Here is a 13,620-nt window from a genome sequence, read left to right as displayed (position 1 = left end):
TAGTAATGGTATCAACCAGCCGGTTGAGCCAACTACCAGGAGCTTGCCATGCATGCCACCATCGCCCCACGCCATACCGCCCCCTCGCTCACCGTCCTGTGCGCCGCCCTGCTCGTGGCCGCCTGCGCACCGATGAGCGCGCGCTACTCGCAGGAACAGTTGCCGACCGCCGTCAAGGTACCCGATGGCCATCAGGTGGCCATGCAGACGGTCGGCGTGGGCAAGATCGCCTACGAATGCCGGGCGAAGAAGGACAGCACCGGCCATGAATGGGTCTTCGTGGGACCGGACGCGGCCCTGAACGACCGCAGCGGCATGCAAGTGGGCACGTATGTGGGACCGCCCGCCACCTGGGCCAACCTGGACGGCTCGAAAGTGACGGCGACGCAGGTGGCCGTGGCGCCGGCCGGCGCGGGCAATATCCCGTATCAGCTGGTGAAAGCCAATCCGGCCACGGGCAGCGGCGCCATGCAGGGCGTCAGCTACATCCAGCGCGTGGCCACCCGCGGCGGCGTGGCCCCGGCAGCGCCGTGCGGCATGGACACCGTTGGCGTCAAGCAATGGGTACCCTACCAGGCCGACTACATCTTCTGGAAAGCCGCATAAATACATGGGCGTGACGGTTGGCAAGCGGGTTTCTGGCCTATACTCGGCCTTGAAAACTTGCTAACCGTTCACTCAACGATTGCGCCGACCTTGCCAGCCCACGCCGCCCCTTACGATTACGATGCCGCCCTGCGCGCCTGCGCCAGGGGCGAGCAGCAGGCATTGCACGGCCTGTACCAGCAGGAAGCACGCTACCTGCTGGGCGTGGCCCTGCGCATCGTGCGCCAGCGGGCGCTGGCCGAAGACGTGCTGCACGACGCCTTCCTGAATATTTGGCGCCGCGCCGGCAGCTTCGACGCCACGCGCGGCAGCGGCAAGGGCTGGATCTATGTGGTGGTGCGGCACCAGGCGCTGAACGTGGCGCGCGCCCGCGCCCATGAAGTATCGGCCGACGAGGATACCGTGGAAACCCTGCTGCATGAACGCGAAGGCAACGATGCCGACGCCACCTCGGACGCCTACGCCCTGCAGGCGAACATGGGCAAGCTGCACGATTGCCTGGGCCACCTGGACGAACCCAAACGCAACAGCATCCTGTACGCCTACGTCGATGGCTGTTCCCACAGCGAAATCGCGCAGCGCCTGCAAGCGCCGCTGGGCAGCGTCAAGGCCTGGGTCAAGCGGGGCCTGGCCGCCTTGCGAGAGTGCATGGGATGATCAACAGCGACGAGGAATGGCAAAGGCTGGCCGGCGAATACGTGCTGGGTACTTTGGCGCTGGCCGAACGGGCGGAAGTGGAACAGCGTTTGCCGCTTGACGCCGCCTTGCGCGACGCCGTGGCTGCCTGGGAACGGCGTCTGCTGCCCTTGACGACTTTGGCGCCGCCCGAAACGCCCTCCGCCCAGCTGTGGCCCCGCATCAGCGCCAGCCTGTTCACGCCGAACACCGTGCGGCAGGCGGGCGGCTGGCGCGCATGGTGGAACAGCCTGGCCTTCTGGAGAGTGCTGGCCGGCGGCGGCTTGCTGGCCACGGCCGCGCTGGCCGTGCTGGTCACTACGCAATTGCAAGCACCCAGCGGCCCCGGCTATCTGGTCGTATTGGTGGCGCCGCAGGATAAATCGCCGGGCTGGATCGTGCAGGCGGGCGGACGCGGCGGCAAGGACCGCGACCTGAGCCTGATCCCGCTGGGCCCGACCGCCGTGCCGCAGCAGAAAGTCCTGCAATTCTGGACCAAGGGCAAGGACTGGAGCGCGCCCGTCTCGCTGGGCCTCGTCAAGCCGGGGCAAAGCCTCAAGTTGACATTGGACAAACTGCCGCCGCTGCAGCCGGAGCAATTGTTTGAAATCACCTTGGAGCCGGCGACGGGCTCGCCGACAGGCAAGCCGACGGGGCCGGTGCTCTACATCGGCCGCGCCGTGAAAGTGATGTAGAGCGGATTATTTGCCCAGCTCGTCACCCATCTCGCGCCCGCGCTGCGCGGCCGCCTTGATGCCCTTGACGATGGCCGCCTTCACGCCGCTCTCTTCCATGCTGGTGAGCGCCGCATAGGTCGTGCCGCCCTTCGAGGTGACCCGCTCGCGCAGCAGGGACACGGGTTCGCTGGAGTTCGCCGCCAGCTGCGCCGCGCCCGTAAACGTGGCAATGGCCAGCTGCGTGCCCTGCTCGGGCGTCAGGCCCAGTTCGGCCGCCGCCTGCTGCATCGCCTCGATAAAGTAAAACACATAGGCGGGCCCGCTGCCGGACACGGCCGTCACGGGATCGATCTTCGCTTCGTCATCGAGCCAGACGGTCTGGCCGACGGCGCGCAGGATGGCGTCGGCCGTCTTTTTCTGTTCGTCGCTCACGCCGCTGCTGGCCACCATGCCCGTGATGCCCATGCCAATCAGGGCCGGCGTGTTCGGCATGCAGCGCACGATGGCGGAATAACCGCCGAGCCAGCGCGACAGGTCGGCGGCGCGGATGCCGGCCGCGATCGACAGGATCAAGGGCGCCCGTTCCCCGTCGAGAAAGGGCAGCAATTGCGCCGCCACGTCGCGCATGCTTTGCGGCTTGACGGCCAGCACGATCACGTCCACGCCGCGCAGCGCGTCGCCGGCGGAAGTTGCCGTGGTGACGCCGAACTGCGCCTGCAGCTTGTCCAGCGCGGGTGCGTGCGGGTCGATCACGTGGATATTGCCGCCCAGGGTCAGCTTGCCCGCCAGGCCGGCGATCAGGGCCGCGGCCATGTTGCCGCCGCCCACAAATGCGATATTCAATTCTGTCGTCATGGCTATGCTTTCTATCAATCAGTTAGGAGTAATGGCGGGAACCGAAGATGGCGCTGCCCACGCGCACGATGGTGGCGCCCTCAAGCACGGCGGCGCGCAAGTCGGCCGACATGCCCATCGACAAGGTATCGAGCGCCAGGCCGTCCGCCTGCAATTGTTCGTACAGCGTACGCAATTGCGCAAACGCAAGGCGCTGAAGCGTGACATCCGTTTCCGGCTCGGGGATCGCCATCAAGCCGCGCAAACGCAGGCGCGGCAGCTGCGCGACGGCGCGCGCCAGCGCCGGCAAGTCAGCCGGCGTCACGCCGCTCTTGCTCGCTTCGCCGCTGATATTAACTTGCAGACAGATATTCAGGTCCGGCAAGCCGGCCGGGCGCTGTTCGGACAGGCGCGCGGCGATCTTTTCCCGCTCCACCGTATGCACCCAGTCGAAATGTTCGGCGATGGGGCGCGTCTTGTTGCTCTGGATGGGACCGATGAAATGCCAGGCGGGTGCGCCTTGCGGCAGCGCAAGCCCGACGGCAGCGATCTTGTCGAGCGCTTCCTGCAGATAGTTTTCGCCAAACGCCATCTGGCCCGCGCGCATGGCTGCCAGCACGGCGTCCGCGCCGAAGGTCTTCGAGACGGCCAGCAGGGTCACGTCCCCGGGCGCGCGCTGCGCCTCCAGGGCCGCCTGCGCAATACTGTCGCGCACGGCTTGCAAGTTCTGTTCGATTGTGGACATAATCATTTTCTAGTGTATAGGGGCGGCGGCACGGTGCGCCAGCCCATCAATGCAGGCACAGGGATTATAAATGGACATCTCCGAACTTCTCGCTTTCTCCGTCAGCAACAAGGCTTCCGACCTGCACCTGTCTTCCGGCCTGCCGCCGATGATACGGGTGAATGGCGACGTGCGCCGCCTCAACGTGGCGCCGCTCGAGCACAAGGAAGTGCACAGCATGATCTACGACATCATGAACGACAGCCAGCGCAAGGCCTATGAAGAGGCGCTCGAGTGCGATTTCTCGTTCGAGATTCCCGGCCTGGCCCGCTTCCGCGTCAACGCCTACAACCAGGAACGCGGTGCCTCGGCCGTGCTGCGCACGATTCCCTCAAAAGTGCTGAGCCTGGAAGACCTGAACGCGCCGCGCATCTTCGGCGAACTGGCCATGCGCCCGCGGGGACTCGTGCTGGTGACGGGTCCGACGGGTTCCGGCAAGTCGACCACCCTGGCGGCGATGGTGAACCACGTCAACGAGCGCCTGAACCACCATATATTGACCATCGAAGACCCGATCGAATTCGTGCATGAACCGAAGAAATGCCTGATCAACCAGCGCGAAGTGGGTTCGCACACGCATTCGTTCAGCAATGCGCTGCGCTCGGCCCTGCGCGAAGACCCGGACGTCATTCTGGTGGGCGAATTGCGCGACCTGGAAACCATCCGCCTGGCGCTGACGGCGGCCGAGACGGGCCACCTCGTCTTCGGCACCCTGCACACCTCGTCGGCGGCGAAATCGATCGACCGCATCATCGACGTCTTCCCCGCCGAGGAAAAGGAAATGGTGCGCGCCATGCTGTCCGAATCCTTGCAAGCCGTCATTTCGCAAAACTTGCTCAAAACCAAGGACGGCGCGGGCCGCGTGGCCGCCCATGAAATCATGCTGGCCACGCCGGCCGTGCGCAACCTGATCCGCGAAGCGAAAGTGGCGCAAATGTATTCGGCCATCCAGACGGGCAGCAACGTGGGCATGCAAACGCTGGACCAGTGCCTGTCCGACCTGGTGCGGCGCGGCACGATCTCGGCGGAAACGGCCCGTTCGGCCGCCAAATCGCCTGAAAACTTCCCCGGATAAGCCATGCAGACGACGCACGAACACTATGGCGCCATGCACGCGCTGCTGGCGCAGATGCGCGCACGGGGCGGCTCGGACCTGTTCATCACGGCCGGCTTTCCGCCCGCTATCAAGCTCGACGGCAAGCTGACGCCGCTGGCGGGCGCCGCGCTGGCCGCGCAGCAGGCGGCCGGCTACGTGCGCGCCGTCATGAACGAACGCCAGGCGGCCGAGTTCGAATCGAGCCGCGAAGCCAATTTCGCCATCAGCCCGGAGGGACTCGGGCGTTTCCGCGTGTCCGCCTTCGTGCAGATGGGCCAGGCAGGCATGGTCTTGCGATTGATCAATACCGCCATCCCCACGCTGGATGGGCTGGGTTTACCCGCCATCCTGCAAGACATCGTGATGAGCAAGCGGGGCCTCGTCATCATGGTGGGCGCCACGGGCTGCGGCAAGTCGACCACCCTGGCGGCGATGGTGGGCCACCGCAACGCGCACAGCCATGGCCACATCATCACCATCGAAGACCCCGTGGAATTCATCCATCCGCACGGCAACTGCATCGTCACCCAGCGCGAAGTGGGCGTCGACACGGACGACTGGGCCACGGCCCTGAAGAACACGCTGCGCCAGGCGCCCGACGTGATCCAGATCGGCGAGATACGCGACCGCGACACCATGGACCACGCCATCGCGTTTGCCGAGACGGGCCATCTGTGCCTGGCGACCTTGCACGCGAACAACGCCAACCAGGCGCTGGACCGCATCATCAATTTCTTCCCCGAAGAGCGGCGCCAGCAGCTGCTGATGGATCTGTCGCTCAATTTGAAGGGCATGATTTCGCAGCGCTTGATCCCCAACAAGGAAGGCGGCGGACGCAAGGCGGCGCTGGAAATCTTGCTCAATTCGCCGCTGATGAGCGACCTGATCTTCAAGGGCCAGGTGCACGAGATCAAAGAATTGATGAAAAAATCGCGCGAACATGGCATGCAGACCTTCGACCAGGCCCTGTTCGACCTGCATGAAGGGGGCGCCATCAGCTACGAAGACGCGCTGCGCAATGCGGACTCCGTCAACGACCTGCGCCTGGCGATCAAGCTCAAGGGCGCAACGGCGCCGGAACCCGCCCCGCAAACGGGCGCCACCAAACTGGGACTCCTCTGACATGACCAGCATCCACGATTTCCACGCCGAGGCACTGGACGGCACGCCCGTCGACCTGGCCCGCTACAAGGGCAAGGTATTGCTGATCGTCAATACGGCCAGCGCCTGCGGCTTCACGCCCCAATACGAGGGACTGGAAGCGCTGTACCGCGCATTCTACGAGCAGGGCCTGGTCGTGCTGGGCTTTCCCTGCAATCAATTCCGCCAGCAGGAACCGGGCTCGAATGGGGAAATCAAAGCCTTTTGCGAAAAGAACTTCGGCGTCACCTTTCCCCTGTTTGCCAAGGTCGACGTGAATGGCCCGCATACGCACCCCCTGTTTGCGCAATTAAAACAGGCGGCGCCCGGCATATTGGGTACGCAGTCGATCAAATGGAATTTCACCAAATTCTTGGTGCGCAAGGATGGCAGCGTATTTCGCCGCTATGCGACGGCCAGCAAACCGGCCAGCCTGGCGGCCGACATTCGGCAATTACTACAGGAATAGAAACTCGATGCTTTAATTAAAGACAACACTCATACAAAATCAATAAATCCGCATTTATTTCATGCTTGACATCAATATTGTGTTTCCAATAGCAAATTTCGGTGATAATGTTTGCATAATTATTCGCAGATATCGATCAAAAAACGATGCCAGTCTTTGGGAAAATAATATCTTCATGGATGCGGATGGGCAGTTATTCCCGCCTCTTCATTCCTATTTTCTTCCTGATACTCGCCGTTTCCGCCGTCCGCTATCACGCCCTGCTCGGTTCGGAAACGGCGCTGGCCAATGCGCGCTACCAGAGCGACGCCCGGCAACTCGACCTGTTCCTGGCCAATAGCGTGCTGCCGCTGGCCGTGCACGCGGACGGTCACGCGATGCACGACAGCGTGCGGCAAGTGCTGCGCAGCGCCCTGCCGCTGAACCGCAGCCTGGTTTCCGCCCGCTGGGACACGGCTGGCGAACATATCGAGGTGCTGGCCGACAGCAAGCTGGCCGACACACTGGCGACGGTGCCGGCGTGGTTCGCGCGCCTGGCCGGCATCACGGCCATCCGCAGCCGCCTGACGGTGGCGCTGCCGGACGGCGGCGACGGCACCCTCGACCTGCACTACACGCCCGGCCTGCCCCTGGCGCAGGTGTGGCTCCGGGTGCGCGAGCAGGCCGTCCTCAGCACCATCAATATCGTCCTCGTCTTCCTGCTGCTGGGCTTGATCCTGGCCGCACACCGCAAGCTGCTGGCGCGCTTCGTGCAAGCGACCGACCGCTTCCGCGACGGCAACTTCGGCGTGCGCCTGGCGGCCGGCGCCACGCCCGAGGCGCAAGCCGTGTCGCAGTCGTTCAACGGCATGGCCGGCGATATCGAAGAACTGTTGACCTCGCTCAAGACCAGCCAGCGCCAGCTGGGCGAACAGTTGAACGAAACCGTGCACATGCAGCAGGCGCTGCAAAAGCTGTCGTGGCAAAACTACAATGATGTGCTGACGGGCCTGCCCAACCGTGCCGCGCTGGCCGCCCGCTTCGAACAGGAACTGTTCCTCGCGCGCGAACGCCAGCGCCTGCTGGCCGTCTGCCTGTTCGACCTCGACCACTTCCAGGCCATCAACGACCGCTACGGCGCCGAGGCGGGCGATGAAATCCTCAAGCAGGTTGCGGGCCGCCTGCACGGCTTTACGGGCCAGGTCCATTACGTGGCGCGCCTGGGCGGCGACGAATTCGTCCTGCTGCTGTGCGGCCAGGCCAGCATCGCCAGCATCGAACAGAACGTCACGCAGCTGATGGCCGAGCTGGGCCGTCCCTACCAGTGCGACCAGCAGGCGCTGCACATGACGGCCAGCGCCGGCATCGCCGTCTACGCGGGCAAGGACCTGAATACGGAAAGCCTGCTGCGCCACGCCGACCACGCCGTCTACCAGGCGAAATTGACGGGGCGCAACCAGTACCACTTCTTCGACACCAATCTCGACGAGGAAGTGCGCACCCACCACAACCAGCGCACGGAAGTGCGCCAGGCCCTGATCAGCGGCGAACTGCGGCTGTACTACCAGCCCAAGGTGAACATGCGCGCCGGCACGGTGGTGGGCATGGAAGCGCTGCTGCGCTGGCAGCATCCGCGCCGCGGCGTGCTGGCGCCCGCGCAATTCCTGCCGCTGGTGGAGCAGACGGATCTGATCATCGATATCGGCGAATGGGTGCTGCGCCAGGCGCTATGGCAGATGCAGCGGTGGGTGGCTTGCGGCAAGCACTGGGTGGTCAGCGTGAACATCGCGGCGCGCCACTTCCAGCAACCGGACTTCGTCTCGCGCCTGGAAACCATCCTCGGCGAATTTCCCGGCGTGCGCGCCAGCATGCTGGAACTGGAAATCCTCGAATCGTCGGCCCTGCACGACATCGAGGACGTGCGCCGCATCATCCGCGCCTGCCAGGCGCTGGGCATCACCTTCGCGCTCGACGATTTCGGCACCGGCTACTCGTCGATGTCCTACCTGAAACGCCTGCCGGCGAATATCGTCAAGATCGACCAGAGCTTCGTGCGCAATATGCTCAACGACCGCGACGACCTGCACCTGGTGCGCGCCGTCATCGGCCTGGCCCGTTCCTTCAGCCTGACGGTGATCGCCGAAGGCGTGGAAAGCGTCGAGCATGGCGCGCGCCTGATCCAGCTGGGCTGCGACCTGGCGCAAGGCTACGGCATCGCCCGCCCCATGCCGGCCGACGCCGTGCTGGAGTGGGCGAACAATTTCATCCCTGCGCCGCAATGGCGCATCGCGCAGTTCAGCGAGGTACCTATTTAGACGTCAGGGCCGAGTCGATCAACTCGATCCAGTGCCGCACGGGCGTCTGCGTGCCCGACTGCAGATGCGTGAGGCAGCCGATATTGGCCGACACGATCATCTCCGGCTCGCACGCTTCCAGGTTGGCCACCTTGTTGTCGCGCAGCTGCTGCGACAGGGCCGGCTGCAGGATCGAATACGTGCCTGCCGAACCGCAGCACAGATGGCTGTCCGCGCACAGGCGCACGTCGACGCCGACGGCGCGCAGCACCTGCTCCACCTTGCCACGCACCTGCTGGCCATGCTGCAAGGTGCAGGGCGGGTGATACGCCACCCGTTTGCCGATGCGTCCTTGCAGCAGCGCCACCAGCTCGTTTTCAAACGCCGGCATGATCTCGGACAAATCGCGCGTCAGTTCCGCGATGCGCCGCGCCTTCTGCGCATACTGCGCATCGTGCGCCAGCAGATGGCCGTATTCCTTCACCGTGGCGCCGCAGCCGGACGCCGTCATGACGATGGCTTCGGCGCTGTCGACGTACGGCCACCAGGCGTCGATATTGCGGCGCATGTCGTCCAGCGCCGCTTCCTGGTCGTTCAGGTGATGGCGCAGCGCGCCGCAGCAGCCCGCCTTCGGCGCGACGATCAGCTGCACCCCCAGTGCGTCGAGCACGCGCGCCGTGGCCGCGTTGATGTTCGGCGACATGGCCGGCTGCACGCAGCCATCGAGCAGCAGCATGCTGCGCGCATGCTCGCGCGCCGGCCATGCGCCGGCGGCGGCGCCCGGGCGCAATTTATCCTGCAAGCCTTTCGACAGCAGCGGCCGCAGCGCCTGCCCCGCCTTGTACACGGGCGTAAACAGCCAGCGGCGCGGCAAGGCTTCCTTCAGGGCGAAGCGCAGCGCGCGTTCGCGCAGGGGGCGCTGCACGCGCTGCTCGACGACGTTGCGGCCGATGTCGACCAGGCGCCCGTACTGCACGCCCGAGGGACAGGTCGATTCGCAGTTGCGGCAGGTCAGACAGCGGTCCAGGTGCGTCTGCGTCTTGGCCGTGACGGGCGCGCCCTCCAATACCTGCTTGATCAGGTAGATGCGTCCGCGCGGGCCATCGAGTTCGTCGCCCAGCAGCTGGTAGGTGGGACAGGTGGCCGTGCAAAAGCCGCAATGCACGCAGGCGCGCAGGATGGCTTCGGCTTCGTCGCCTGCCGGCGTATTCTTGATGAAATCGGCGAGATTGGTTTGCATGCGCTCAAGTCATTCTGTGCGGGTTGAAGATGCCGGCCGGGTCGAAAGCCTGCCGCAGGCGCTGGTGGATGGTGGCGATGGCCGGCGCCAGCGGGTGGAACACGCCCACGGCCTTGTCGCCGCCGCGGAACAGGGTGGCGTGGCCGCCAGCGGCAGCCACCGCCTGGCGGATGTCCTGTGCCCCGGCCGCATCGGCGTCGGCGTCGAGCTTGAGCCAGCGCTGCGCCCCGCCCCACTCGATCAGCTGGCGCCCCTTGACGATCACGGCGCTGGCGTGCGGCGGCAGCGACAGCCGCCACAGGCTGCCCGCGCCCGCAAAGAAGGCGTGCGTCTGCTCGCGCACGGACAGCCAGAAGGCCGCCGCGTCTTCGGGCGCCAGCAGCTCGCCGCCCAGCGCGTGCAGCGCCGCCGAGACGGCCGCCTCGGCGCCGGACAGGCGCACGCTCAAGACGCCATCGTGCCAGCAGCTGCCCGATATCGGCAGCGGTTGACCGGCCCATTCATTGAGCATGCGCAAGGCGGCGATTTCCGCGCACGCCACGCGCAACGTCGCTTCGCGCAGCGGCAAGGGCAGCACCTTCAGCGACACTTCCAGGATCAGGCCCAGGGTGCCCAGGGACCCCGCCAGCAGGCGCGAGACATCGTAGCCGGCCACGTTCTTCATCACCTGCCCGCCAAAGGCCAGGCGTTCGCCGTGGCCATCCATCAGCACGGCGCCCAGCACGAAGTCGCGCAAGGCGCCCGCGCTGGCCCGGCGCGGGCCGGACAGGGCGCTGGCGACGACGCCGCCCAGCGTGGCACCGGGGCCGAAATGGGGCGGCTCGAAAGCCAGCATCTGGTTGCGCGCGGCCAGCGCCGCCTCGATATCGGCAAGCGGCGTGCCGCAGCGGGCCGTGATCACCAGCTCCGTCGGTTCATAGTCGATGATGCCCGCATACGCGCTCGTATCGAGCACCTCGCCTTCGAGCTGCTGGCCATACCAGTCTTTCGTGCCGCCGCCGCGCAGGCGCAAGGGCTTGCCCGCCGCGCCGGCCGCCAGGATCTGCTGCCTGAATTGTTCCACGATTGCTTGCAAAGGAGTCTCCGGCGGTTAAAAACGGGGCAGGTTGGCGAACGGCAGGCGCCCCGCCGTCACGTGCATCTTGCCGAATTCGGCACAGCGGTTCAAGGTGGGAATCGCCTTGTCCGGGTTCAGCAAGGTATGGGGGTCGAAGGCGCGCTTGACGGCAAAGAAGGCATCGAGTTCGGCGCGCGTAAACTGCACGCACATGGAATTGATCTTTTCCATGCCCACGCCATGCTCGCCCGTGATGGTGCCGCCCACGGCCACGCACAGGGCCAGGATGTCCGCGCCAAACGCTTCGGCGCGCTCGAATTCGCCGGGCTGGTTGGCATCGAACAGGATCAAGGGGTGCAAATTGCCGTCGCCCGCGTGGAACACGTTGGCGCAGCGCAAGCCATGCGTCGTTTCCATGCCGGCGATGCCCGTCAGGACTTCCGCCAGCCGCTTGCGCGGGATGGTCCCGTCCATGCAGTAGTAGTCGGGCGAGATGCGCCCCGCGGCGGGAAACGCGTTCTTGCGGCCCGACCAGAACTTCATGCGCTCCGCTTCCGACTGCGAAACGGCAATGGCGCTGGCGCCCGCCCCTTCCAGCACGGCCGTCATGCGGGCGATTTCCTCTTCCACTTCCTCGTGCGTGCCATCGGCCTCGCACAGCAAGATGGCCGCCGCGTCCGTGTCGTAGCCGGCCTTGACGAACGGTTCGACCATGCGCGAGGACGTCTGGTCCATCATTTCCAGTCCCGCCGGGATGATGCCGGCGGCGATCACGTTGGCCACCGCATTGCCGCCCGTGACGACGTCGCCGAACGACGCCATGATGACCCGCGCCGTCGCCGGTTTCGGCACCAGCTTGACCGTCACTTCCGTGACGATGCCCAGCATGCCTTCGGAGCCGATGAAGACGGCCAGCAGATCGAGGCCGGGCGAATCGAGGCACTCGCCGCCCAGTTCCAGCACGTCACCGTCAATGGTAACAACGCGCACGCGCAGCACATTGTGCACGGTCAAACCATATTTGAGGCAATGCACGCCGCCCGAGTTTTCCGCCACGTTGCCGCCGATGCTGCAGGCGATCTGCGAGGACGGGTCGGGCGCGTAATACAGCGCGTGGGGAGCCGCCGCTTCGGAAATGGCCAGGTTGCGCACGCCCGGCTGCACCACGGCGATGCGCGCATACGCGTCGAGGCGCACGATGCGGTTCAGGCGCGCCGTCGACAGCACCACGCCGTCGGCGATGGGCAAGGCGCCGCCCGACAGGCCCGTGCCGGCGCCGCGCGGCACGATCGGCACGTTCAACTCGCGGCAGACGCCGAGGATGGCGATGACCTGTTCTTCCGTATCGGGCAAGGTGACCACCATCGGCAGCTGGCGGTAGGCGGCCAGGCCGTCGCATTCATACGGGCGCGTATCTTCCGCGTCGGACAGCACGCAGCGGGCCGGCAGCACGGCCAGCAGGGCCGCGACGACGGCTTGCTGGCGCGCGGCGGTCAATCCGGATTCAGGGGCAGCATTGAGCATAAGATGGGAGGCAAATGGGCATGGGCGTGCAACGATTGTAAGCACAAAAGTGGCGCACAGCGCATTTTTTGTCCGATTTGCGGGCAAATCCGCGGCCAGGCGGCGCGCAGTGTCGTATGCTGCCCCCATTCTTCTTTGACAGGATCAGCATCATGGGCAACCGACTTTCGAAAATCGCCACGCGCACGGGCGACAATGGTAGCACCGGCCTGGGCGACGGCAGCCGCACCAGCAAGGACAGCGCGCGCATCCACGCCATGGGCGACGTGGATGAACTCAATTCCAATATCGGCTTGCTGCTGTGCGAAGCCATGCCCGACGCCTTGCGCGAGGAGCTGGTGGCCATCCAGCACGATTTGTTCGACCTGGGCGGAGAAATCTGCATCCCCGGCTATCAGCTGATCAAGGAAGAGCACGTGCTGCGCCTCGACGATTTGCTGGCGAAATACAATGCGGACTTGCCGGCCTTGAGTGAATTCATCCTGCCGGCCGGCTCGCGCGCCGCCTCGCTGGCGCATGTGTGCCGCACCGTGTGCCGGCGCGCCGAGCGCAGCATCGTCGCGCTGGCGAATGCGGAACCCCTGCACGAACATCCGCGCCAGTACGTGAACCGCCTGTCGGACCTGCTGTTCGTGCTGTCGCGCGTGCTGAACCGCTTTGCCGGCGGCAGCGACGTGCTGTGGCGGCATGACCGCACGCGAGGATAAAACCGCCACTGCCGGCCTGGCCAACATGGTGGCTGGCCGGCACAGTCATTTATTTACGGCAAGATCGGATCGCAGCTTTTATTGCACATCTGGTGAATCTTGCTGCAGGCGCCCGGCGCCCTCGGATGGTCCGTCATGCACTGCACCAGATCCTCGTCGCACTGCGTATAGCATTCCGGCTCGCCACCGCCGGCGATCGCATACGAGGCGCTGAGGCCCATGGCAAACAAAAAGAAACCCAGTTTTTTGAACATAAGCACTCCTGTTGAATTGACAGACGATGAGCAACATCCATGGCACGCCGTCCCTTACGCGCCATCCACAAGCGGGTATTGCATCCGCGCGTCAATGACGCGGCGGGCGCAGGCATTCCTTCTGGCAAGCCTGATAATTTTCCATGCAGGCTGGCTGGCCGAATTCCACGCAATCGAGCAGGTTGCGTTCGCAGACAAAAGTGCAGTCAGGGCCGCCAGCCTGGACACTGAAGGACAGGGCGGCGCCGGCTGCGAACAGGAAAGCGGCAATCTTTTTGAACATG

The 13,620-nt window shown here is 65.1% G+C and carries 15 protein-coding genes; 8 read left to right on the top strand and 7 right to left on the bottom strand.

Annotation, left to right across the window (positions count from 1 at the left end; genetic code table 11):
- Positions 1-48 precede the first annotated feature (48 nt).
- From AC1RJW_RS25545 to AC1RJW_RS25535, 3 genes are read left to right on the top strand one after another with little or no spacing between them, the layout of a single operon-like run.
- The gene (locus AC1RJW_RS25545) at positions 49-606 is read left to right on the top strand and encodes a DUF3455 domain-containing protein (protein WP_493047407.1); all 558 of its coding nucleotides are present in this window, start codon (positions 49-51) and stop codon (positions 604-606) included.
- Positions 607-663: 57 nt separating this feature from the next.
- Entirely contained in the window at positions 664-1,263 is a 600-nt protein-coding gene (locus AC1RJW_RS25540) for a sigma-70 family RNA polymerase sigma factor (RefSeq protein ID WP_493047406.1), read from the top strand.
- A complete protein-coding gene (locus tag AC1RJW_RS25535; protein ID WP_493047405.1) occupies positions 1,260-1,976 on the top strand; it encodes an anti-sigma factor in 717 nt (238 codons plus the stop codon). The genes AC1RJW_RS25540 and AC1RJW_RS25535 overlap by 4 nt, the downstream gene beginning before the upstream one ends.
- 6 nt (positions 1,977-1,982) lie before the next feature.
- Here AC1RJW_RS25535 and proC read toward each other — a convergent pair whose 3' ends face one another.
- Both proC and AC1RJW_RS25525 read right to left on the bottom strand, forming a co-directional pair.
- Complete coding sequence (gene proC / locus AC1RJW_RS25530; RefSeq protein WP_493047404.1) at positions 1,983-2,813, bottom strand: pyrroline-5-carboxylate reductase; 831 nt, start codon at positions 2,811-2,813, stop codon at positions 1,983-1,985.
- A 22-nt stretch (positions 2,814-2,835) separates the two neighbouring features.
- Positions 2,836-3,537, bottom strand: coding sequence for a YggS family pyridoxal phosphate-dependent enzyme (locus tag AC1RJW_RS25525; RefSeq protein ID WP_493047403.1), 702 nt, complete (start codon positions 3,535-3,537; stop codon positions 2,836-2,838).
- A gap of 70 nt (positions 3,538-3,607) precedes the next feature.
- On the opposite strand from AC1RJW_RS25525, the gene AC1RJW_RS25520 reads away from it, so the two are divergent.
- The 4 genes from AC1RJW_RS25520 (at position 3,608) to AC1RJW_RS25505 (ending at position 8,575) form a co-directional block, all read left to right on the top strand.
- The gene (locus AC1RJW_RS25520; RefSeq protein ID WP_086140814.1) at positions 3,608-4,651 is read left to right on the top strand and encodes a type IV pilus twitching motility protein PilT; all 1,044 of its coding nucleotides are present in this window, start codon (positions 3,608-3,610) and stop codon (positions 4,649-4,651) included.
- A gap of 3 nt (positions 4,652-4,654) precedes the next feature.
- Positions 4,655-5,794 (top strand): PilT/PilU family type 4a pilus ATPase, encoded by a 1,140-nt coding sequence (locus AC1RJW_RS25515; RefSeq protein WP_493047402.1) that lies wholly within the window; start codon positions 4,655-4,657, stop codon positions 5,792-5,794.
- Position 5,795: 1 nt separating this feature from the next.
- The gene (locus tag AC1RJW_RS25510) at positions 5,796-6,281 is read left to right on the top strand and encodes a glutathione peroxidase (protein ID WP_493047401.1); all 486 of its coding nucleotides are present in this window, start codon (positions 5,796-5,798) and stop codon (positions 6,279-6,281) included.
- A 185-nt stretch (positions 6,282-6,466) separates the two neighbouring features.
- Positions 6,467-8,575 carry a putative bifunctional diguanylate cyclase/phosphodiesterase gene (locus tag AC1RJW_RS25505; protein ID WP_493047400.1) on the top strand — a complete coding sequence of 703 codons (2,109 nt, stop codon included), beginning with the start codon at positions 6,467-6,469 and terminating at the stop codon, positions 8,573-8,575.
- Here the strand turns inward: AC1RJW_RS25505 and glcF are convergent.
- The 3 genes from glcF to AC1RJW_RS25490 are packed head-to-tail and all read right to left on the bottom strand — an operon-like array spanning position 8,568 to position 12,375.
- Positions 8,568-9,794, bottom strand: coding sequence for a glycolate oxidase subunit GlcF (gene glcF / locus AC1RJW_RS25500; protein ID WP_493047399.1), 1,227 nt, complete (start codon positions 9,792-9,794; stop codon positions 8,568-8,570). The two genes, AC1RJW_RS25505 and glcF, sit on opposite strands and share 8 nt — an antisense overlap.
- Positions 9,795-9,798: 4 nt before the next feature.
- Positions 9,799-10,869, bottom strand: coding sequence for a glycolate oxidase subunit GlcE (glcE, locus tag AC1RJW_RS25495; protein WP_493047398.1), 1,071 nt, complete (start codon positions 10,867-10,869; stop codon positions 9,799-9,801).
- Between the two features lie 15 nt (positions 10,870-10,884).
- Complete coding sequence (locus AC1RJW_RS25490; RefSeq protein ID WP_493047397.1) at positions 10,885-12,375, bottom strand: FAD-linked oxidase C-terminal domain-containing protein; 1,491 nt, start codon at positions 12,373-12,375, stop codon at positions 10,885-10,887.
- 152 nt (positions 12,376-12,527) lie between these two features.
- On the opposite strand from AC1RJW_RS25490, the gene AC1RJW_RS25485 reads away from it, so the two are divergent.
- Complete coding sequence (locus AC1RJW_RS25485) at positions 12,528-13,082, top strand: cob(I)yrinic acid a,c-diamide adenosyltransferase (protein ID WP_070290065.1); 555 nt, start codon at positions 12,528-12,530, stop codon at positions 13,080-13,082.
- A 53-nt stretch (positions 13,083-13,135) separates the two neighbouring features.
- Here the strand turns inward: AC1RJW_RS25485 and AC1RJW_RS25480 are convergent, their stop codons facing one another.
- Both AC1RJW_RS25480 and AC1RJW_RS25475 read right to left on the bottom strand, forming a co-directional pair.
- Positions 13,136-13,336, bottom strand: coding sequence for a hypothetical protein (locus AC1RJW_RS25480; protein WP_493047396.1), 201 nt, complete (start codon positions 13,334-13,336; stop codon positions 13,136-13,138).
- Positions 13,337-13,427: 91 nt separating this feature from the next.
- Complete coding sequence (locus AC1RJW_RS25475; RefSeq protein WP_493047395.1) at positions 13,428-13,619, bottom strand: hypothetical protein; 192 nt, start codon at positions 13,617-13,619, stop codon at positions 13,428-13,430.
- Position 13,620 lies beyond the last annotated feature (1 nt).

The organism is Janthinobacterium sp. GW822-FHT07A03 (assembly GCF_058798815.1).
Note: the sequence above shows the minus strand (reverse complement) of the source record. Positions and strands in the feature narration are given on the sequence as shown.

Coding starts and splice junctions, on each gene's coding strand:
- AC1RJW_RS25545 (WP_493047407.1), top strand. CDS start 49: ATGCATGCCACCATCGCCCCACGCCATACCGCCCCCTCGCTCACCGTC.
- AC1RJW_RS25535 (WP_493047405.1), top strand. CDS start 1,260: ATGATCAACAGCGACGAGGAATGGCAAAGGCTGGCCGGCGAATACGTG.
- proC (WP_493047404.1), bottom strand. CDS start 2,813: ATGACGACAGAATTGAATATCGCATTTGTGGGCGGCGGCAACATGGCC.
- AC1RJW_RS25525 (WP_493047403.1), bottom strand. CDS start 3,537: ATGTCCACAATCGAACAGAACTTGCAAGCCGTGCGCGACAGTATTGCG.
- AC1RJW_RS25520 (WP_086140814.1), top strand. CDS start 3,608: ATGGACATCTCCGAACTTCTCGCTTTCTCCGTCAGCAACAAGGCTTCC.
- AC1RJW_RS25515 (WP_493047402.1), top strand. CDS start 4,655: ATGCAGACGACGCACGAACACTATGGCGCCATGCACGCGCTGCTGGCG.
- AC1RJW_RS25510 (WP_493047401.1), top strand. CDS start 5,796: ATGACCAGCATCCACGATTTCCACGCCGAGGCACTGGACGGCACGCCC.
- AC1RJW_RS25505 (WP_493047400.1), top strand. CDS start 6,467: ATGGGCAGTTATTCCCGCCTCTTCATTCCTATTTTCTTCCTGATACTC.
- glcF (WP_493047399.1), bottom strand. CDS start 9,794: ATGCAAACCAATCTCGCCGATTTCATCAAGAATACGCCGGCAGGCGAC.
- AC1RJW_RS25490 (WP_493047397.1), bottom strand. CDS start 12,375: ATGCTCAATGCTGCCCCTGAATCCGGATTGACCGCCGCGCGCCAGCAA.
- AC1RJW_RS25485 (WP_070290065.1), top strand. CDS start 12,528: ATGGGCAACCGACTTTCGAAAATCGCCACGCGCACGGGCGACAATGGT.
- AC1RJW_RS25480 (WP_493047396.1), bottom strand. CDS start 13,336: ATGTTCAAAAAACTGGGTTTCTTTTTGTTTGCCATGGGCCTCAGCGCC.
- AC1RJW_RS25475 (WP_493047395.1), bottom strand. CDS start 13,619: ATGTTCAAAAAGATTGCCGCTTTCCTGTTCGCAGCCGGCGCCGCCCTG.